The sequence below is a fragment of the Streptomyces sp. NBC_00210 genome, from assembly GCF_045160975.1.
Taxonomy (GTDB): Bacteria; Actinomycetota; Actinomycetes; order Streptomycetales; family Streptomycetaceae; genus Streptomyces.
On record NZ_CP108120.1, the window covers coordinates 8351488 to 8372102 of the forward strand.

Annotated in this window: 16 protein-coding genes and 1 pseudogene; 6 read left to right on the plus strand and 11 right to left on the minus strand. The window is 68.0% G+C overall.

Going from position 1 to position 20615, the window contains the following annotated elements; genetic code table 11:
* The first annotated feature begins 66 nt into the window (after nucleotides 1–66).
* Nucleotides 67–1341, plus strand: a complete 1275-nt coding sequence (locus OG729_RS37530) for an MFS transporter (protein WP_360876690.1) — start codon at nucleotides 67–69, stop codon at nucleotides 1339–1341.
* Nucleotides 1342–1389: 48 nt separating this feature from the next.
* Here the strand turns inward: OG729_RS37530 and OG729_RS37535 are convergent, their stop codons facing one another.
* From OG729_RS37535 to OG729_RS37550, 4 genes are read right to left on the minus strand one after another with little or no spacing between them, the layout of a single operon-like run.
* Nucleotides 1390–2286 (minus strand): biotin-dependent carboxyltransferase family protein, encoded by an 897-nt coding sequence (locus OG729_RS37535; RefSeq protein ID WP_405810551.1) that lies wholly within the window; start codon nucleotides 2284–2286, stop codon nucleotides 1390–1392.
* The gene (locus tag OG729_RS37540; protein WP_405810552.1) at nucleotides 2283–2957 is read right to left on the minus strand and encodes an allophanate hydrolase subunit 1; all 675 of its coding nucleotides are present in this window, start codon (nucleotides 2955–2957) and stop codon (nucleotides 2283–2285) included. The genes OG729_RS37535 and OG729_RS37540 overlap by 4 nt, the downstream gene beginning before the upstream one ends.
* Nucleotides 2954–3718, minus strand: a complete 765-nt coding sequence (locus tag OG729_RS37545) for a LamB/YcsF family protein (protein WP_405810554.1) — start codon at nucleotides 3716–3718, stop codon at nucleotides 2954–2956. The genes OG729_RS37540 and OG729_RS37545 overlap by 4 nt, the downstream gene beginning before the upstream one ends.
* A 55-nt stretch (nucleotides 3719–3773) precedes the next feature.
* Complete coding sequence (locus OG729_RS37550) at nucleotides 3774–4610, minus strand: putative hydro-lyase (protein WP_405811424.1); 837 nt, start codon at nucleotides 4608–4610, stop codon at nucleotides 3774–3776.
* A gap of 277 nt (nucleotides 4611–4887) precedes the next feature.
* On the opposite strand from OG729_RS37550, the gene OG729_RS37555 reads away from it, so the two are divergent.
* Nucleotides 4888–5583 carry a GntR family transcriptional regulator gene (locus OG729_RS37555; protein WP_360876675.1) on the plus strand — a complete coding sequence of 232 codons (696 nt, stop codon included), beginning with the start codon at nucleotides 4888–4890 and terminating at the stop codon, nucleotides 5581–5583.
* Nucleotides 5584–5615: 32 nt separating this feature from the next.
* On the opposite strand, the gene OG729_RS37560 is transcribed toward OG729_RS37555, so the two are convergent.
* The 3 genes and pseudogenes from OG729_RS37560 to OG729_RS37570 all read right to left on the minus strand — a co-directional run bounded on the left by OG729_RS37560 (nucleotide 5616) and on the right by OG729_RS37570 (nucleotide 9636).
* Nucleotides 5616–5816: an acyl-CoA carboxylase subunit epsilon gene (locus OG729_RS37560; RefSeq protein WP_405810556.1), complete on the minus strand. Its 201-nt coding sequence runs from the start codon at nucleotides 5814–5816 to the stop codon at nucleotides 5616–5618.
* 60 nt (nucleotides 5817–5876) lie between these two features.
* On the minus strand, nucleotides 5877–7361 hold the full coding sequence (locus tag OG729_RS37565; RefSeq protein ID WP_405810559.1) for an acyl-CoA carboxylase subunit beta: 1485 nt from the start codon (nucleotides 7359–7361) through the stop codon (nucleotides 5877–5879).
* A 107-nt stretch (nucleotides 7362–7468) separates the two neighbouring features.
* A pseudogene (locus OG729_RS37570) lies at nucleotides 7469–9636 on the minus strand (hypothetical protein).
* Between the two features lie 718 nt (nucleotides 9637–10354).
* On the opposite strand from OG729_RS37570, the gene OG729_RS37575 reads away from it, so the two are divergent.
* The 4 genes from OG729_RS37575 to OG729_RS37590 all read left to right on the plus strand — a co-directional run bounded on the left by OG729_RS37575 (nucleotide 10355) and on the right by OG729_RS37590 (nucleotide 16115).
* Complete coding sequence (locus tag OG729_RS37575; RefSeq protein ID WP_360876663.1) at nucleotides 10355–10837, plus strand: ATP-binding protein; 483 nt, start codon at nucleotides 10355–10357, stop codon at nucleotides 10835–10837.
* 84 nt (nucleotides 10838–10921) lie between these two features.
* Entirely contained in the window at nucleotides 10922–12193 is a 1272-nt protein-coding gene (locus OG729_RS37580; protein WP_405810561.1) for an MFS transporter, read from the plus strand.
* A 416-nt stretch (nucleotides 12194–12609) separates the two neighbouring features.
* Complete coding sequence (locus OG729_RS37585) at nucleotides 12610–14763, plus strand: nitrate- and nitrite sensing domain-containing protein (protein WP_405810562.1); 2154 nt, start codon at nucleotides 12610–12612, stop codon at nucleotides 14761–14763.
* Nucleotides 14764–14843: 80 nt separating this feature from the next.
* Nucleotides 14844–16115, plus strand: coding sequence for an ABC transporter substrate-binding protein (locus OG729_RS37590; protein ID WP_405810564.1), 1272 nt, complete (start codon nucleotides 14844–14846; stop codon nucleotides 16113–16115).
* Between the two features lie 27 nt (nucleotides 16116–16142).
* Here the strand turns inward: OG729_RS37590 and OG729_RS37595 are convergent, their stop codons facing one another.
* The 4 genes from OG729_RS37595 to OG729_RS37610 all read right to left on the minus strand — a co-directional run bounded on the left by OG729_RS37595 (nucleotide 16143) and on the right by OG729_RS37610 (nucleotide 20574).
* Nucleotides 16143–17354: a cytochrome P450 gene (locus OG729_RS37595; RefSeq protein WP_405810566.1), complete on the minus strand. Its 1212-nt coding sequence runs from the start codon at nucleotides 17352–17354 to the stop codon at nucleotides 16143–16145.
* Between the two features lie 85 nt (nucleotides 17355–17439).
* A complete protein-coding gene (locus OG729_RS37600; protein WP_405810568.1) occupies nucleotides 17440–17604 on the minus strand; it encodes a hypothetical protein in 165 nt (54 codons plus the stop codon).
* Nucleotides 17605–17777: 173 nt separating this feature from the next.
* Nucleotides 17778–19049, minus strand: coding sequence for an MFS transporter (locus OG729_RS37605; protein WP_360876644.1), 1272 nt, complete (start codon nucleotides 19047–19049; stop codon nucleotides 17778–17780).
* 418 nt (nucleotides 19050–19467) lie between these two features.
* Nucleotides 19468–20574: a PP2C family protein-serine/threonine phosphatase gene (locus OG729_RS37610; protein ID WP_405810569.1), complete on the minus strand. Its 1107-nt coding sequence runs from the start codon at nucleotides 20572–20574 to the stop codon at nucleotides 19468–19470.
* Nucleotides 20575–20615 lie beyond the last annotated feature (41 nt).

Genomic DNA, 20615 nt, shown 5'->3' on the forward strand with positions numbered 1-20615 from the left:
CGGGCGCACCACTGAATCCCCGCGTTGTGCCTTCCCATCTCCCGCAGTGCAGCGAGGTACAGCACCGTGACACCCACCTCCACCCGGCCAGAGGCGGCCGACGACCAGGTGACCGGTCCGTTTGCCTGGTACCGGTCTCTCACCCCTCAGGGGCGGCGGGCTTTCAAGGGCGCGTTCGGCGGATTCGCCCTTGATTCCTACGACTTCCAGGTGCTGCCGCTGAGCATGGTGGCAATCGCCGCCTATTTCAGCCTCACCACGGCGCAGACGGGCCTACTGACCACGGTCACCCTGCTGATGTCAGCAGTCGGCGGAATCCTCGCCGGCATCCTGATCGACCGGGTCGGCCGGGTCCGGACCCTCATGATCACGGTGTCCACATATGCCCTGTTCACCGTGCTGTGCGGATTCGCCGTGAACTATCCGATGCTGCTGGTGTGCAGGGGCCTGCAGGGTCTGGGTTTCGGCGGCGAGTGGGCGGCGGGCGCTGTCCTGGTGGCCGAGTACGCCCGGTCCCGCTACCGGGGCCGTGCGCTGGCCTTCATCCAGAGTTCCTGGGCCGTCGGCTGGGGCATGGCCGTCATCGTGGCGACGGTGGTGATGGACCGGCTCGACCCCGATCTCAGCTGGCGGGTGATGTTCTGGACAGGCGCCCTGCCGGCGCTGCTGGTGGTGTACGTGCGTCGCAACGTCGAGGACGCACCGGAGGTCACCGAGCGGCTGGCTCGGAAGGAAGCGCGTGTCCCGCTGACATCGATCTTCCAGGGGCGCCTCGCGCGCAAGACGTTCTTCGCCACACTGCTCGCCACCGGCGTGCAAGGTGGCTACTACACCATCGCCACCTGGCTGCCCACCTATCTCAAGACCGAGCGCGGCCTCACGGTGGTCGGCACCGGCGGCTATCTGTTCCTGCTCATCGCCGGTGCCTTCTGCGGCTATCTGACCGCCGGGTACGTCGTCGACCTGCTGGGGCGCAAGAAATCCTTCGCCCTGTTCGCGGTCCTCAGTGCCGGCCTGCTGCTGGCCTACATCAACATCCCGCAGGGCGCCAACGGCGTTCTGCTCTTCCTCGGCTTCCCGCTGGGCTTCTGCGCCTCCGCCATCTTCGCCGGATTCGGCTCGTTCCTTGCCGAGCTCTACCCCAACGCCGTACGCGGCACCGGCCAGAGCTTCACCTACAACGTCGGCCGCGCCGCGGGCGCGTTCTTCCCCACAGCAGTGGGCTTTACAGCAGGCAGCGCAGGCGTCGGGGGAGCCCTGATCTACGGAGTCATCGGCTACGTGCTCGCCCTCATCGCACTCCTGGGCCTCCCCGAAACCCGCGGCACCGAACTCTTCTGAGCCCGCCATTGCGTCGGCCGGGACGCCGCTGTCCCTGCTGATCGCTCATCACCGCCCGGACCGCCCGGACAGGCTGAGGCGCGGGCGGCGCATCGGCACAAAGCGGACCGGAAGGCCCGGCGTCGCCTGGGCGGCTGCGGCCAGCCGGCTCTCCGGCACGACGCCGATCACGGGATAGCCGCCCGTTGTCGGGCAGTCGGCGAGGAAGACCACGGGTTTGCCGTCCGGCGGCACCTGGATCCCCCCGAGCACCATGCCTTCGCTGGCCAGTTCACCGTGCACGGCCCGCTCCAGGACAGGCCCGTTCATGCGCAGCGCGATTCGGTTGCTGTGTGAGGAGACGGCGAACCGGGCTGCGCCAAGGGTGCGCAGTGCCGCAGCGGTGAACCAGTCGTCGCGCGGACCGAGCAGTACGGGCAGCACCAGCTCCTGCGGCGGGGCCTCCCACAGCGCCATGTCGGTATGGATCGAGTGGCCGAGCGGCTCTCCCAGGGGGAGGTTGTCTCCGTCCCTGAGAGGGGCGGGCCCGAGGCAGGAGAGGAGGTCGGTGGAACGGCTGCCGAGTACGGGGGCGACCGCGATGCCTCCACTGAAGGCGACATAGCTGCGCAGACCGCTGGTGGCGGCGCCCACATCCAGCACCGCACCGGCGGGCACATGCACAGCGCTCGCCCACGCCGCCGGCCGGTCGTCGATCCGCACCGGCGCGGGCGCCCCGGTCACCGCGACGGTCACGGCCTGGGTGGTGCGCACAGCCACGCCTGTCAGCGTGGTCTCCAGCGTTGCGGCGTCGGCCGAGTTGCCCACCAGCCGGTTCGCCAGTCGGTGGGCCGGCTGGTCGAGTGCTCCGGAGCGGGGCACGCCCAAGCCTGCGTGGCCGAACCGTCCCAGGTCCTGGATCGTGGTGAGCGCTCCGGCGCGTACCACTTCCAGCTTGCCGCTCATACGACGGCCCCCTCGGCGTTCGTCCGTCCCACACATCCCGCGCTGTTCCCGTCGGCAGGCCCCTGGGGTACGAACCGCACCCGCGTGCCCGGCGCAAGCAGCGTCGCCGGTCGGCGGTCCAAGTCCCACAGGCGTACGGGAGTTGTTCCGATCAGCTGCCAGCCGCCCGGCGAGGGACGCGGGTAAATGCCCGTGTAATGGCCTGCGACGGCGACGGATCCTGCGGGAACCGTGGTGCGGGGTTCGTCTCGGCGAGGCACGTGATACCGCTCGTCGAGTCCGGTCATGTACGCGAATCCGGGGGCGAATCCAGAGAAGGCGACCCGGTGCTCGACGCCGCTGTGCACTCGCGCCACGTCGTCTTCGCTCACCCCCCACATCTCGGCGACCGCGGGGAGATCGGCTCCGTTGTAGTGCACGGGGATCTCCACGAGGGGACCGCTGTCCGTCGCCAGGGGGGAGACGGAGCAGCGGCGCAGCGCCGTATGCAGGGCCGGGAGATCGGATGTTCCGTACAGGAGCACGGTCTTCTCTCCGGGGACGATCTCCCGGACCGGTGCCAGCGTGCCTTCCCCGTGGCGGCGCAGGATCTCGGCGTGCCACGCCTGGGCCTCTTGCGGTGTGTCCAGGTCGATGAGCAGCGAGTCCTCGCCGACTGGCAGCAGTCTCATGCGAACGCCTCCAGCGTGACTCCGGCCGCCTCCAGCGCTGCGCGGACGTGCCGCGCGATCTCGACCGCGCCGGGGGTGTCGCCGTGCAGGCAGAGCGATCGCGCCTGTACGTGCACCGGCTCCCCGTCCTGTGTTGTGACGCGGCCTTCCCGGGCGAGCATGACCGCCCTGTGGGCGACCTGCCGGGGATCTGTGATGACCGCGCCCCGCTCGCCGCGCGGTACCAGCGTCCCTGCCGCGGTGTAGGCGCGGTCGACGAATGCCTCGCTGATCACCTCAAGTCCTGCTCGCTGTGCCTCCAGATGCATGGCCGAGTCGGGCAGGCACATGACCGGCAGGCCGGGGTCGGCGAGCAGCGTGCCCGCAGCTACCGCGGACGCCTGTTCCTTGTCGGCGACGACCCGGTTGTAGAGGGCCCCATGTGGTTTGACGTAGGCCACCTTCGCCCCGGCTGCCCGGGCGAACACCTCAAGCGCACCGATCTGGTAGGTGACCTCGTCGGCCAGTTCGTCGCTGGGCACGTCCATGGCCCGTCGTCCGAAACCGGCCAGGTCCCGGTAGGAGACCTGCGCTCCGATCCGCACACCCCGCTCGGCGGCGATGTCACAGACCTTGCGCATGATGCTGGGATCGCCCGCGTGGAAGCCGCAGGCCACATTGGCGCTGGTCACCACGGACAACATGGCCTCGTCGTCGGTGAGGATCCATCGCCCGTAGCCCTCCGCGAGGTCTGCGTTGAGGTCGATCACGATGTCTGTCATCGCTTGGTGGTCTCCCTGAAGCCGTCCGCTGCCCATACCCTCTGCTGCTCCGGTGTCATCCAACGCGGTAGTCCGTGTCCCGGGCATCGGTGATCAGCATGTGACCCGGCGCGTGAGTGATCGCGAACGGCGGCCGGGATGCCATCAGCGCTGCCTGGGGAGTGACGCCGCACGCCCAGAACATGGGCACATCGCCCGGCTCGGCCTCTACCGGGTCGCCGAAGTCCGGATGGGCGAAGTCCTGGATGCCCAGGCCCGCCGGGTCTCCGATATGGACCGGGCCGCCGTGCACCGCGGGCATCTGGGCGGTCACGCGAGTCGCGGTATCCACGAGGCCGGCCGGGACCTGGCGCATGGACACCACCAAGGGGCCGCGCAGCCGGCCGCCCGGACGGCACTCATGATCCGTCACGTACATGGCAACGTTGGCTCCCTGGGAGACATGCCGTAGCGGCACGCCCGCGTCGGTCAGCGCGGACTCGAAGGTGAAGCTGCATCCAATCAAGAAGGTCACCAGGTCTTCGCGCCAGAGATCGACGACGTCGGTCTGCTCGGCGATCAGCCGACCGTGCTCCCAGACGTGGTAGAGCGGAAGGTCGGTGCGAAGGTCGGCGCCAGGGGCGAGCGCCGTGTTCCACGACCCCAGGTCCGCGATGTCGAGCACTGGACAGGGTTTGGGGTTCTGCCGGCAGAACATGTGAACGTCATGGGCCCAGTCGGACGGGACTGAGATGAGATTGACCTGGGTGTATGCGGCACACCAGCCCCCGGTGGGCTGGCTCGTACCCTCGCGGAACATGGTCCGCGCCTGGGCGGGCGTCAGGGCACCGGGATGGGCGACTGTGGTCATCAGCAGTCCTCTCGTCACGGGCGCCGCGCGCGGCCGACCCAGAAGTTACCGCCGCTTCACAGCGGCACAGCTGTGCGGTTGCGAGCCGTGACGGGAGACATTGTCCCCGCTGCCCACTGCTGACCTGCCGCCCTGAGGGCTGGGCCAGGCGAAACATGACCGGCGGATCACCGCAACACAACATCAATATAGAGGATCGTTGAACGATCCGACAAGCTCTCTGTTGTTTTGTTCCCACGTTTCCGGTTGACTGATTCCTAGCAGGCCTGCTTCCAAGCCCGCCGGTGGTCCCGGCGGCCGGCGTGAGAAGGAATGAACCATGGCAGCCGAGGTCGACCCGACCGGGCTCTTCAGTGACCGCGCACTACTCGGGCGCTCCAGCACCGCCGACCGGGTCGCTGACATCTTGCGCGCGCGTATCGCCGAGGGCTTCCTGCCGCCGGGCAGCAAGCTCTCGGAAGACGCCATTGGCAACGCCCTGGGGATCTCGCGCAACACCCTCCGGGAGGCTTTTCGCCTGCTCACCCACGAGCGGCTGCTGGTACACGAACTCAACCGGGGTGTCTTCGTCCGTGTCCTCACGGTCCAGGACGTCATCGACATCTACCAGGTGCGCAGGCTGATCGAATGCGCAGCGGTGCGCAATCTCGGTATGCCGCCCTACGACCTGAGCAAGGCCGAGGCGGCGGTCGCCGAAGGAGAGAAGGCGGCCAAGGAAGGCGACTGGCGCGAGCTGGGCAGCGCCAACATCCACTTCCACCATGCCATCGTCGCCCTTGCCCACAGCACCCGCCTGGACGACCTGATGCGCGGTGTACTCGCCGAACTGCGCCTGGTCTTCCACGGAATGGAAAATACGCGCGCCTTCCACGAGCCGTACCTGGCACGCAACCGTGACATCCTTGCCGCCCTCAAGGCGGCGGACACGGTCAATGCGGAGCTGCTCCTTGCGTCGTACCTGAATGACGCCGAGAAGCAGCTCGTCAAGAGGCACTCCGAGGCCATCGCTTCGTAGCCCGGCTCACAGCTACCGGGCACGAGCTCGACTCACCGCACCTGCATCAGCCGGGGCCGGGACGGCCGGCGCATCGCGATCGCAGCGGCGCGGTCGGCCCACGCGGACACCCGAGGCCTAGCGGGAAGTGGGGGCGGGACCGCCGTGTCGGTGGCCCGGGCCTGGAGCACAGCGACGACGGCGGCCAGTTCTTCGGGGGTGGGCCGGCCGCGCAGTACTTGGATGGAGGGCATGGTGCGTTCCTGACGTGGTGAGGGGACCGCCGCCGGGCCGGGCGGGCGTTGACCGTTGGCCTACAGAGGGATGTTGCCGTGCTTCTTGGGCGGCAGGGTCTCGCGCTTGCTGCGCAACGCCCGCAGTCCGCGGATGATGTGCTGCCGCGTTTCGGACGGCCTGATCACCGCGTCGAGGCCGTGGGCGCCCATGACAGCGATCTGGGCGGTGGGCCAGGAGAGGTTGAGGTCGGTTCCCAGGTGCTTGGAGCCCATGACGTCGTAGGCGCCGCCGCATGCCTTGCGAGTGACGACGGTGATGAGGGGGACGGTGGCCTCGGCGTAGGCGTAGATCAACTTGGCGCCGTGGCGGACGATGCCGCTGTACTCCTGGTCCACGCCGGGCCGGAAGCCGGGAACGTCCACAAAGGTGAGCACGGGGACGTTGAAGGCATCGCACGTACGAATCAGCCGCGCGGCCTTCTCACAGGCGTCAACGTCCAGGCAGCCGGCGAAGTGCATCGGCTGGTTGGCGACGATGCCGACCGGGTGCCCCTCGACGCGGCCGAAACCGGTGACGATGTTGGGCGCGAAGAGCGCCTGCGTCTCCAGGAACTCTCCGTCGTCCAGTACGGGCTCGATGACCTTGCGCATGTCGTACGGCTGGTTGGCGGTGTCGGGAACGATCCGGTCCAGTTCCGGCACCAGGCTTTCGATGCCGGTCTCTGCGTCGGCCGGTTCGGGGTGGACCGGCGGCTCCTCCAGATTGTTGGAGGGCAAGTACGACAGCAGCGCCTTGACGTACTCGACGGCGTCCTCCTCGTCGGCGGCCAAGTGGTGTGCGACGCCGGAGCTTGTGCTGTGAGTACGGGCGCCGCCCAGTTCCTCGAAGCCGACGTCCTCGCCGGTGACGGTCTTGATGACCTCGGGGCCGTTGATGAACAGGCGCGAGGTCTGGTCGACCATCACCACGAAGTCCATGAGGGCAGGGGAGTGGACCGCACCACCCGTGCAGGATCCCATGATCAGCGAGATCTGCGGGATGACGCCGGAAGCATGCACATTGCGGCGGAGGACCTCGCCGTGGACGCCCGGGGCGCCGGCGTCCTCCTGGATGCGGGCGGCGCCGCAGTCGTTGATGCCGATGAGCGGACAGCCGGTCTTCAGCGCGAAGTCCAGCACCTTGGTGATCTTCTTGCCGTGGAACTCGTCCAGGGCACCGTCGGAGACAGTGACGTCCTGGCAGAAGACGGCGACCGGGCGGCCGTCGACCTCGCCGTAGCCGGTCACGAGGCCTTCGCCGCGGCCGCGGGTCATCTCCGACCCGCGGCCGCGGGTCTTCTCCGCGCCGACGTTGTCCGCGCGGTGTCGGGCGACGGCGTCCAGCTCCATGAAGGAGCCGTCGTCGAGCAGTTGCTCCAACAGCTCACGGGCAGTCATCCCACCTGCGGTGTGCGGGTCTTGAACGGTGTCCGAGCCGGCGTGCACGGCATCGTCGATCCGCCGCCGCAGATCCGCCATTCTCCCGGTAGCGGTACGGGCATCAGTGTCTGTTACTACGGCCATGCGGCGTTTGTTCCTGTTCTTGCGAGCGGTGCAGGGTTGAGGTGGGCTGGAGCGGGTGCGCTTGGCGGGTTGAGGGGGCGGGGGCCGATGAGAGGCTCGACTCGTCGCTACACGCGCGTGGAACCGCTGCGCACGAGGGTGTGGATGACCCGCATCGCCACCGAAAGGCTGGTCAGGTCGTGAGTGCCTGACGTCTCGATGTCGGCCAGCGTGCCGCGGGCTCGGCTGAGGGGGCTCGCGTTGCGGCTCCCCCACGTATCGAACCGCTCCCGCGGCCCGTCGCCAGGGGTACCGCAGGCGAGGACGTCGGCGGTCAGCGCCGCGTGGGCGGCGAAGAGTTCGTCACGGATGGCGGCGCGGGCCATGGCCTGCCAGCGGTCGGTGCGGGGCAGCTCGATGATCCGGCCTCGCAGCTGCGTTATCCGGAGGCGGTCAGCCAGGTCGTAGTAGACCTCGGCGATCTCCAGGGGCGCTGTGCCCGTACGGTCCGCGATCGCGACGAAGCGGGGAAAGCGGAGGAGAAGCCCGCGACGCGCTGGGCGGGCTCGGCCGGCACTCCAGCGTCGGTCAGCTCGTCCAGCACCTCTTCGTACCAGTCCCGCTCGGTTCCTGCGAGCAGCGTGGGCAGCTGGGTCCGCACCAGGTTGCAGCGGTCGCGGAAGATCTCAATGGTTGCGGCGACGTCCAGCGGCTGGCGGCGGTTGTTGAGGAGCCAGCGGGTGGCCCGCTCCAGGAGGCGGCGGGAGTGCAGGCGAATGGTGGTCTGGACGGATGCCGGGATCTGGTTGTCCAGCGCCTCGATGTCGCTCCAGATCTGCTCGAGGCCGAAGATGGCGCGGGCAGCGGTGTGCGCTCGTACGATCTCTTCGCCGGACGCCCCGGTCTCCTCCCACATGCGGTACAGGAAGGTGGTTCCGGCGCTGCTGACCGTGTTGTTGACCAGAACCGTCGTGCTGGATTCGATGTGGCGCACGTCGGTGACGGCGGTACGTGGCGAGAAGTCGGCGCGGTGGCCGTCAGGAAAGGCGTGGGCATAACGGCGGGCCGGCTCGGTGGCGCGCTCCTCGCCGCACTCCGCGGTCAGCGCCTCGTTGAAGCCGTCCATCCAGGAGCGGGCGGCTTGCGAGAGCCGCGCGGCGAGGAGTTCGTGCACGTTGCGGCGGACCACCGGCACCCGGGTGACGGACTCGATGTACGCGGCCGAGGAGAACAGGCCGAAGAATCGCCGTTCACCGATGACAGCGCCCTCGGCGTCGAACCTCTTCACCCCGATGTAGTCGAGGTAGGAGGAGCGGTGCACGGTGGCCCGGCTGTCGGCCTTGGTGATCACCAGCAGCTTCCGCTCGCGGGCGTTGGCGCGTGCGGCGGCGCTGAGCCGCCCGGAAGCCGCACCGGCCGGGTGGTCGTCGGCGTCGGCGCGCGGGTCGTGGCGCAGAATGCCCAGTCCCGTGCCAGGGATGGACCGCAATGCCTCGTGCCGGTCATCGTCGGCCTCCGCCAGCTCGTACTCGCGGTATCCCAGGAAGATGAAGTGGTCGTGGGCGAGCCAGCGCAGCAGCTCCCAGGCATCGCCGGCCTCCTGCTCCGGCATGCCTGCCGGGGGCCTTTCGGCGAGTTCGTCGGCGATGCGCAGCGCGGAAGCGCGCATCTTGGACCAGTCCTCGGCCACGCACCGGACGTCGGTGAGGACCCGGCGCAGGTCGGCCTCGAGTCGGCGGAGGCGGGTGGCGTCGGTCTCGCGGTCGATCTCGATGTGCATCCACGACTCGACGGCCGCGTCGGCCGGCCAGCCGGCGTCGGAGGAGCGGCTGGGCAGGCAGTCGTCGACGTCGAGGATTTCCAGCAGCTTGCCGGTGATGTCACGGCGGACTGCCAACTGCGGGTGGACGACCATGTGGATGGCGTGGCCCTGCCGGGAGAGCTCATGGGTGACGGAGGCAACCAGGAACGGCATGTCGTGGCTGACGACCTCCACCACGGTGCCGCCGCAGGACCATCCGTCCTCCTCAACGGTGGGCGTGTGCGCACGCACCGCGGCGGAACCCTGGGGACGATCGAGCCCAAGCCGGTAGTGGGACAGAGCAGCCCCACAGACGTCGACCGGATCCCGGTCGACGAGGTCCTCGTGCGCGGTGTGCAGGTAGTAGTCGCGCAGGTAGGCGGTCAGAGCGCCCGTAGGGAGACTGTTGTGCGCTGGGCGAGTGCGGTCGCTCTGCGCCGCCGCAACCGCCCGGGCGAGCAGCTCGGATTTGGCTGCGTCCAGCTTGGTCTGCATGGCTCACCTGGCTCCTGTCGTCTGCCGAAGCGTGACGTGGTGGTCTGTCCTCGTATCACTCGGCACAAGAGGTTTGTGCCGAGAACGGTCCCGGCCTTGTAGGCGTTGAGGTGCTGTTCCTTGGTGAGCCGTCGGCGGAGGTCGCGCTGAACAGCGACCAAGCCGCACCGGCCAACTCGGCCCGGAGGGAAGGGCTTTGAGAAGGCGTCGGCCGGACCGGGGGCACCCGCGACGGCGTAAGCCGGGGCGACGTACGTGGCTGGCGGCCACGAACACCCAAGGATTGTAGAACGATTCTTCAATGCGTCAATGTCTGGCCACTTCAGAGTGGTCGGACGCGGTGGCCGTCGTCGCGGCGGCGCCCTGAACGCCCGGTGTCGACCGTTGCCACGGGTCCAATGAGCGTGCTCGACGTGGACATCTCAACTCGGTCGATGAATCGACGCTGTTCAGAGGGTTGCGAGGCCTGCGGGTGCGGGGAGGGGTTGACGGCGCGCCGGAAGAGGTGATAGTCCAATAAAGGAATTGTAGAACAATTCTACGCAGAGGTTAGGCAGAGGCTGCGACTCGGGTCGGATTGGCTTCATTCTCGAAGTCCAGCCAATGCCGCGGCGCCAGCCATCGTCCTCCCGCTCTCGAGCCTTCTCGTAGGCGGACCGCCGCGCGGCCACCTGGAGTTCCGGCAACTCGGGCCACGCCCTTCCCTAGCGAGCAAGCCATGTCCCCCTTCACCTCCCCTCAGGGCTATCCCGCAGTCCCGAGTGTTGGCGCCCCGGATCGAGCAACGTGGATCCTGCCTCCATCGGCCGAATCCGCTCAGTCGGCCCGGCGGCAGGCTGCCGACCGGCTGCAGGACTGGCGGCTGTGTCATCTGATCGACGACGTGACACTGATCGTCTCCGAACTCGTCACCAATGCGATATGCCACGGGTCGGGCCCCATCTGGCACACCGTACGGCGCATCCGCACTGCGGCTGACGACGATGTGATCCGGGTCGAGGTGGGCGACTACGGATCCGGCTGGAACGGCATTCCTGCTCCGCGTGAGGAGGGGGATGACACCCATTGCGATGGACGGGGTCTGTATCTGGTCGAAGCCCTGTCCTCGAAGTGGGGCACCTGGCGGCTGCCTCACGGTTACGTGGTGTGGGCCGAGTTCGCGGCCGAACCAGAGCCCGACGCGTCCCTGGTGGGCAGCTGACCTGCCTCCCTTGTCCGGCGGACGTCATGAAGGACTGTTCAACGAACGTCAGCTTCCCTCTCTTCCCGTGAGGTCACTGTGACTGTGACAACCACTCCAACCAGTCCCCCTGCAGCAGCCGTTGGTGAGACGACCGGGCCGTTCAGCTGGTACAGGTCGCTGCCTCCACAGGGTCGCCGTGCCTTCAAGGGGGCCTTTGGCGGATACGCTCTTGATTCCTACGACTTCCTCGTGCTGCCGATGGGCATGGTCGCCATCGCGGCCTACTTCGGCCTCAGCACGGCCCAGACCGGCCTCTTGACCACGGTCACCCTGCTCTCGTCCGCGCTCGGCGGCGTTGTCGCGGGAGGCCTGATCGACAGAGTCGGCCGCGTCAGGACCCTCATGATCACCGTGACCACCTACGCCCTGTTCACCGTGTTGTGCGGCTTCGCCATGAACTATCCGATGCTGCTGGGCCTGCGGGCACTGCAAGGAATCGGCTTCGGGGGTGAGTGGGCGGCCGGGGCGATCCTGGTCGCCGAGTACGCCGGTGCACGCTATCGCGGCCGAGTCCTCGCCTGGGTCCAGAGCGCCTGGGCGGTCGGCTGGGCGCTGGCCGTCATCGTCGGCACTGTCGTCATGGACAACGTCGACCAAGACGTCGCCTGGCGTGTGCTGTTCTGGACCGGGGCGATGCCGGCGCTGCTGCTGGTCTATGTGCGCCGTAACGTCAAGGACGCTCCCGAGGTGACGGAGCGGATGGCGAAGAAGCAAGCACGAGCTCCGCTGTCATCGGTCTTCCGCGGCGGCCTCGCCCGCAAGACGCTCTTCGCGACCCTGCTCTCCACCGGTGTGATGGGGGGCTACTACACCGTCGCCACCTGGCTGCCCGCCTATCTCAAGAACGAGCGCGGACTGACGGTCGTCGGCACCGGCGGATACCTCTTCGTCCTCATCGGCGGTGCCTTCTGTGGCTACATCACCGCGGGTCACCTCGTCGACCGCCTGGGCCGCCGGATCGTCTTCGCCCTGTTCGCGTTCCTCAGCGCGGGCCTCTTGATGGCCTATGTCAACATCCCTCAGGGCTCCAACTCCCTTCTCCTGATACTCGGTTTCCCCCTGGGCTTCAGCGCCTCGGCCATCTTCTCCGGCTTCGGCTCCTACCTGGCAGAGCTCTACCCCGGCGCGGTTCGTGGCACGGGGCAGAGCTTCAGCTACAACGTCGGACGCGCGCTCGGGGCGATCTTCCCGACGGCTGTCGGCTTCTCGTCGGCAGGTGTCGGCGGCGCTCTCGTCTACGGCGCCTTCGGATACGGGCTCGCGCTCGTCGCCCTTCTGGGCCTCCCCGAAACCCGGGGCACCGAACTCACCTGATCGCGAAGACAGCCCTCTGTACTGACCGCGTAGGTGGCGCTCCACGGCGTGCGTTGAGCCTGGGCGCCGACGCAGCAAAACGACACCAACCTGTGGACCGGGAGACCCGAAGCGGCTACATTCCTCTCGCAGGATTGTTGAACGTTCCTACCTTCGTATCTTCGAGCGCGCGATCTTCGCCTGTGCCTGCGCCACCGTCTTCGGCAGAACGGTGGACAGGCCGCTCTTGCGCAGGCCATGTCGCAGCGCCGCCCTCGACCCAGCAACTCCGCGAGAGGCGAGTGAGTCCAACCGTGCCCGCACAACCCGCCCCAACTGCAAAGCCACGCTCCACATCCCACAGACACCCCTCATGGTCGAGACCCGGAACCGGTAGAGGCGGTGGTCCCGCCGACCGTCGAGTCGGCCGACTCGGGATGCCATCCGGCCGAGGAGTTGTCGCCCGTTTCGTTTCGCCCCGCACGTGGCGGGTTCGCTGGAAGCTGGCGGCCGCTGTCGCGGTTCCGACGCTGCTCGCCGCCGTGCTGGTCGTCGGCACCATTTCCCGCTCGCTCGGGGACGCGAGTGACTACGCGCGCCTCTCCGGCCTGGCGCAGTTGGAAAGGCCCACGCTCGAGCTCGTCCATGCCCTGCAGAACGAGCGGGACCTCACCGCCGGACACATTGCCGGCCGCCGCACATCGGGAGGCAAGGCAGTACGTACTCAGCGGGCCTCCGCCGACCGCCTCGTCGCTGCCTACAAGCAGGCGTCCGGAACGATTGAAGCCCCGTTCGGCACTCCGCTCCAAACCCGGTTGGAGGAGGTTGCCGACGCGCTGGACGGTCTTCGGCAACTGCGCGCTTCCGTGGATGCCGCAGGTCTGACGCGGGGCTCGGTCCAGGCCCAGTACACGGACGTCATCTCCAGCCTGCTGAATCTGGGATCGGGCCTCACGACAGAACCGGGAGCCCAGGCTCTGGCGAGGGAGATCCGCAGCTTGGACCTGATCTCCCAAGCCGCGGAATACACGAGCCAGTCACGCGCAGAACTCAACGCCGTCTTCACCAGCAACACCTTCCTGGTCGGCCAGTTCCCGGAGTTCGCGGGAGCGGTCGCACGCCAGGAGCAAACCGTGGAGGAGTTCCTCTCCGCGGCGAGCGCCTCGCAGCAGGCCTTCTACGCCGACCGGGTCAAGGGAGCAGCGGTCACCCGGACGAAAGCGTTGGAGAACCGTGCCGGCGAGCTGGCCGGCGCCTCACGGCTGGGACTCAAGGCCGACGAATGGTACCGGTCGTCATCACAGAAGCTGCAGCTCATGCAGGAGGTGGAGGCACACGTCCTTGACGCCTTGGTCTCCCGCTCACAGGACCTGCAGTCACGGCAGCAGCGTGCCGCGCTTTTCGCCGCAGTGCAGGTTCTCGTCATGCTTGCCCTGGCCGCCGGTAGCTCGATCACTGTGGTGCGCTCCCTCACCATGCCGCTTCAGCGGCTCCGGCTGTCGGCCATGGAGATCGCCGACCGGCGACTGCCCGAGGCCGTCAAGCGCCTTCGGAGCGCCCAGGTCGACGATCTCAGTGACCTGAAGGCCGTTCCCATCGATGCTTCCTCGCCGGACGAGATCGGCGAAGTGGCACGTGCCGTTGACGCACTCCAGCAGGCTTCGCTCGGACTGGCCAAGGATCAGGCGGCCTTGCGCCGGAGCGTCAATGCGATGTTCGTCAACCTCTCCCTCCGTAGCCAGCAACTCGGGAGCAGACTGCTGCGGCTCGTCGACGGTCTGGAGCAGAAGGAAGTCAACCCCGACCAACTGGAGAGTCTCTTCGCGATCGACCACCTCGTCACTCGAATGCTGCGCAACAGCGAGAGCCTGCTCGTGCTCGCCGGCTCGCAGAACAAACGCGCCCACTCCCAGGCGCTCCCGCTCGCTCAGGTCCTCATGGCCGCCACATCCGAAGTCGACCACTACACCCGAATCATCATCGCCGACTTCCCCGACGTGACCCTCACCTCCGAGTCCGTCATCGACGTCATTCATCTGCTTGCCGAGCTGATGGAGAACGCCACCGCCTTCTCACCGCCGGAGAGCAATGTCATCGTCAGGTGGTATTCCTCCCCCCAGCCGGCCGGGTTGTGCATCGAGATCACCGATCACGGCAGCGGCATGGACGCGGGCCGGCTCGATGCCGCCAACCGACGCCTCGCCACGCCGCCCGCCATCGACCCGTCGTCGGTTCGCACCATGGGACTGTTCGTGGTCAGCCAGCTCGCCGCGAGGCACGGGATCGGCGTGTGGCTCGCACCCTCCGTCCATGGGGGAGTGACCGCCTCGGTGATGATCCCCGTCGCACTCCTCGCCGGGCTGCCGACAGCCACCCTGTCGTCCGGCGTCGGGGACGGCCCTGCGCAGCAACCCGTACCGCTGGAGTCTCCTGACACCGATGCGGAGGGCGGGACTTCTGCGCCCGAGGCAGCTGTCGGCTCGGACGACTACTCCACCCCTTCCGCGGTCTTCGGTTCCGTCGAGGACTGGCGGACTCATCGCAGACTCGTCGAGAGCATGACCACAACCGACCCGGACGGCGAGCAGTGAACCACCTGACGTTCTCCCTCCCCAGTCTCTGCTCCCGTCTTCGGGTCCGCTGCGTTAACTCGGCAGGAAAGGCAGACCGGTTGCTTGCCCGGACCAGGGCACTGTTCGCCCTTACGGCGCTGGTGCTCATCGCCTCGTGCACCGGTAGCGCAGACCACGCCGGCGTCGGCGAGCGATCGGTCACCATCGGGTACCTTGCTCCGCTGTCCGGTCCCGATGCGGCCCTCGGCGAGAGCGCACGGCATGGCGCCGAACTCGCGGAGGAGATCGTCAACGAGGCCATACCCTCGATCGATCTGCCTCTCTCCCGTGGGCGAGGCCTGCCGCACCTCGACGGCGCCGGCATCCGGATACGGTTCGCCGATACGGCGGGTGACCCGGACCGCGGACCCGCCGCTGTCGACCACTTGGTCCGTGACAGCCACGCCAAGGCACTCGTCGGCGCGTATCAGTCGGCGGTCACCCTCACCGCGAGCGCGCACGCGGAGGAGATGCGAGTTCCGTTCGTCAACGGCGATTCCTCCGCGGCCTCCCTCACGGAGCGCAACCTCAACTGGTTCTTCCGCACCGGTCCGACCGATGTGACGCTCGGGCAGATGCTCTTTTCACTGCTGAAGGAGAAACAGAACACGGGCACAGCCACCGAGCGCATCGCCGTCATCCACTCGGACGACCGGTACGGAAGGGATGGAGACGCCCTGATCAGCCGGCTCGCGGCACAGAGCGGCCGAAACGTCGTCCGCGACGTGACCATCCCAGTGGACAGTACCGACCTCAACGCTCAGGTCCAGCAGCTCCAGTCGGCCCAGCCCGATGTGGTGTTCGCCCTTGCCTACACAAATAGTGCCCGGCGTCTCATAGACGCCCTGAAATCGAGGGGGTATGACCCACCCGCCTTGCTGGCCTTCGGCGCAGGGTTCACCGATCCGAAGTTCGTGAAAACCCATGGAGAGGCGGCAGCCGGTCTGTGCAGTCGCGCAGCCTGGTCTCCGGACCTTGCCCAGCGCGTTCCCACAGCCAGGGCTGTCTTCGACCGGTACCGGCGGCGCTTCAACGCCCCGATGGACGATGTCGCGGCGCGCGCCTTCACCGCGGTCATGACCGTCGCGCAGGCGATCGACAAGGCCGCATCCGCCGAACCCGGCCGGATCCGCGCGGCGTTGGCCACGCTGCAGATACCGGGCCGCGACACGATCATGCCCTGGGACGGTATCCGCTTCGACGAGAACCACCAGAATACGGGCGCCCGCGGCACGGTCGAACAACTCATCAACGGGCGTTACCACGTGGTCTATCCCAACGATGTCGCCAAGACGAGCGTTCGCTGGCCACTGAAGAAGGCTCGTGAGTAACCGCCACGCCGGCGAGGGCTCCGGAGGTCAGCGGGTGCGGACGGGCAGTACACGCGGTCCACGCACCAGTAGCCCTGGGCGGTAGGGCAGTTGTCCCGGGTCCACAGTCAGCTGCAGGCCGGGAAACGCCTCGAAAAGGACGGGCAGCGCGATCTGCGCCTCCAGGCGGGCCAGCCGCGCTCCCACGCAGTAGTGCGGCCCGTGCCCGAATGCGAGGCTCGGCGGTGTCCGTTCGTCGGCCCACCGCTGAGGCCGGAAGGCGTTCGGCTCCGGATAGCGCAGTGGGTCACGGCTGGCGGCAGCAAGTACGCCGAGTACGGAAGCACCGGCCGGGATGCGCGTCCCCGTCAGCTCCACCTCTTCCACCGTGCGCCGCCATGTAGCTCCCTCCAAGGGGCTGGCGTGCCGCAGTGTTTCCTCCACCACGTGCGGCCAGTGCGGCTCTGCCAACTCCTCGGGATGGGTGAGCAGGAGCAGCACAGCCGATGCGAGCAGGTTCATCGTCGTCTCGTAGCCGGCGAACAGCAGCAGGAACGCCATGGCCAGCAGCTCGTCGGTGTCCAGCTCGCCCTGTACAAGAGAGCTGAACAGATCGTCGCCGGGGGAGCGGCGTTTGTTGTCGATCAGGGACTTGAAGTACTCGTGCAGTGACGACCAGGCATCGTCCAGCGCGCCGGGCGGCAGTGTGTGCGCGGGCGAGCCCACCTGGTAGGTCCATTCGCGCAGTGCGTCGCGGTCGGCGGGCGGCACGCCCAGCACCTCGCCGATGACGAGAACCGGCAGCGGGAAGGCGAACGCGTCGACGAGATCCACCTCGGCATCGCGGGGTATCTCCTGTAGCAGCCGGGCAACCAGTTCATGGATGCGGGGCTGTAGTGCGTCGACCCGTCGGGGTGTGAACGTCTTCGTTACCAGGTGCCGCAGGCGTACGTGGTCGGGGGCGTCGGTGTTGAGCATGTGCCGGGCCAGCAGGGCACGGGCCTGTTGGCCGGGGGAGTCGGGCTTGGGACGCCCGGCACCGCGCGGTGGCACATTGGAGAACCGGGCGTCGGCGAGCACCCCTCGGACCTGGTCGTAGCCGGTGACCAGCCATGCGTCGGAGCCGTTGGCCAGCCGTACCCGGGTGGCTGGAGCGCGGTCACGCAGGGCCGCGTAGAACGGGTGGGGGTCGGCGGCGAAGGCGGCGTCGGCCGGGTCCAGCGCGGCCCCGGCGGTGTACGGGCACGTCGGTGTCGTCACCACTTGACCGTGGTTGCTCGGGGCCGACGGGCGAAGGTTCATTGTCTGATCACCTTGAGGGAATGGGCTTCTGGCACGGAACGGTTCAGGCGTTGAGCGTCACCCGGTGGCCGGACCAGTGACGCCGAACCTGCCCCGCCGCGGCGACGGCAGCGAGCGGTTGGTCGTCGAAGGTCGCCAGTACCGTGACCGCCCCCACCCGCGCGGCGAGCTCGCCGGAAAGACCCTTGGGGACCAGCGTATCGAGCACATCAGTCCTCCTTCTCAGGGGGACCCTCGCTTTGGGACCGGGGTGGGAGCGGCTTCGCCATCTGCGGGGAGGCCGGGAGCGATGGCGAAGCCGCCGTCTGTTCTTGTCCTGGTGTGCAAGTGCCGGCGGGCCCGCCGTCGGAACGGCGGGCCCGCGCGGTGGAGGGTCGGTTTCTACTCGAGTTCCATGCCCCGCGTCTCGGGCAGGCCCAGGAGGGCAACCAGGGCGATGGCGTAACCGATGGCTCCGTAGATCAGTGCGCCGCCCACGCCGGCTCCTGCCTGGAAGCCGACGGCGGTGGGGAAGAACGCGCCCGCGGCGCGGCCGACGTTGTACGTGAAGCTCTGGCCGGTGCCGCGGACCGCGCTGGGGTACAGCTCGGCCAGGAAGGAACCGAACCCTGCATAGATGGCGGAGAAACAGAAGCCGAGCGGGAAGCCGAGGACCAGCAGGATGGTGTTCTGGCCCTGCGGGATGTTGATGTAGGTCATCAGCAGGCCGGCACTGAGGACCGCGAACAGGGCGAACGACTTCTTGCGTCCGAGCCGGTCGGTCAGGTAACCGCCGGTCAGGTAGCCGCAGAAGGCGCCGGTGATGAGGGTGGACAGGTAGCCGCCGGTACCGACGACGGTCAGTCCGCGCTCGGTCTTGAGGTAGGTGGGCAGCCAGGTGGCGATGGTGTAGTAGCCGCCCTGCACGCCCGTGGCCAGAAGGGAGGCGAAGAAGGTCTTGCGAGCCAGGTTGCCCTGGAAGATCGAGGAAAGGGGGACGCGTGCCGTCTTGTCCGCCAGCCGCTCGGTCACCTGAGGGGCGTCCTTGACGTTGCGGCGGACGTAGATCAGCAGCAGGGCCGGCAGGGCGCCGGTCCAGAACATCACGCGCCAGGCGAGGTCGGACTCGACGTTGTCCATGACGACGGTGGACACGATGACGGCCAGGGCCCATCCGACGGCCCAGGAGCTCTGGACGAAGGCCAGTACGCGGCCGCGGTAGCGGGCTCTGGCGTACTCGGCCACGAGGACGGCGCCGGCCGCCCACTCACCGCCGAAGCCGACACCCTGGAGAGCCCGGGATGCCAGGAGCATCGGATAGCTGGTGGCGAAACCGCACAGGACGGTGAACACTGCGTAGGTGGTCACGGTGATCATGAGGGTTTTGACCCGTCCGACCCGGTCGATCAGCATGCCGGCGAGGATTCCGCCGACTGCTGACATCAGCAGGGTGACCGTGGTCAGCAGGCCCGTCTCGGCCTTGGTGAGGCTGAAGTAGGCCGTGATGGCGACCATGCTCAGCGGCAGCACCTGGAAGTCGTACGCATCAAGAGCGAATCCGCCGAATGCTCCCTTGAAGGCGCGACGGCCCTTGGGGGTGAACGAGCGGTACCACGCGAATGACCCGGTCACCTGGTCTTCGACCACGGGAGGTCGGGTGGGTGTGGATGTCACGGTGCTGCACCTCGCTGGACTGCGGGAGAGGGGAAGACAGACGTCGTTGACGTCTGCGGAGCCGCTGTCAGCGGAAATACCGATGCGCCCATGCCCTGCGTTCATGAGGCACGTCCGCTGTGTTGCACCACCGACGGCTCCGTCGTGTGTGATGAACAACGTAGGAATTGTTCAACGATCCTTCAAGAGGCTGAGGGGAAGTTTCTACGATGGCTTTGGTTGCTGTTTGGTAAACCTGTCAGTGACGTCCGAGGCAGGCCTTGGCATCGCCCTTCACGCGCGGACTGCTCGGCCGAGCGCTGCCAAGAAGAGCGTCACGTCGCGTCCGCGAAATCGCCGACGGCGCGGGGCGGGTGGGCGCGCGCAAGTGGCCGCTGGATGAGCGGCCGACCCGGGATGAGGGGATTGGCCCCGGAATTCAGGCGGACTTTGCGATCGCGACCATGGCCGCGTCGTCGCCCAGGTTTCCGCCGGCGTACCGGAGCAGATCGTCGTGGAGGTTCTGCACCAGGGACTGAGGGTCGGCCGCGTTCCAGGAGGCGAGCCGATCGGCCAGTGGGTAGAAGGTGCCGGCGTGGTCTCGGGCCTCGATGACCCCGTCGGTGTAGAGCAGGAGGAGATCGCCGGGCTCGAAGACGAACGTTTCGACCTTGTAGTCGCTCGGCGATGTGGCGCCGAGGCCCAAGGGGAGCGCGGGCTCGCTGACCTCGAGTGTCTGGACACCCCCGTCACGCAGCAGCAACGGCGGAGGATGCCCACAGTTCACCATCGCGACAGAGGGGCTGTGGTCATGGACGTCCAGCACCAGGGCGGTCACGAACGACTCCTCGGATTCCGGGTCGTTCTTGGCGAGGTGGGTCGTGTTCCAGTACGCGGAATTTCCCAGGTGCGCCACGATGCCGGGCAGCGAAAGGTTCCGGTAGGCGGACCCCCGGAAGGCGCCCACCAGGCCCGCGGCCTCCCCGATGGCCGACAGGCCCTTGCCGCGGACGTCGCCGATGACCAGGCGGGTCGCGCCAGGCGCGGGCACCGCCGCGTACAGGTCACCGCCGATCTGCGCTTCGGCCTCGGCCGCGATGTACGCGGAGGCGATGCGCAGCGGTCCGATCCGGTGGGGAAGGGGCCGCACCAGGACCTGCTGCGCCGCGAGGGCTACCGACCGCACCTGGCCCAGCGCTCGCTCGTGCCGGTCGAGCGCATAGCGAAAGAGTGTCAGGAACGCGGAGATCACGATGAGGGCGGCGATCTGCGCCTGGTGGTTCGGTGTCGTCAGACCGCCGTGCAGCTGGCCGATGACGATCTGGGCCGCGACGGCGACGGCTCCGATGGCGGCGGTGAGCCCGGGCCCGGCGAATGACGCGGTGATCGCGGGCGCTGCGACCAGGAACGGCCCCAGGTGGATGGTCGTCGGAGAGTGGATGTCGAGCACAGTGATCGCCACGATGATCGCGAGCGGGACGGCGACCAACCCACGGCTCGACCGTCCGGACCTGCCGAGACGGGTGAGACCGTGGCGAACGCTCATACCTTCTGCTTACACCTGCGACGGTCCCCGCGCCTTTGATC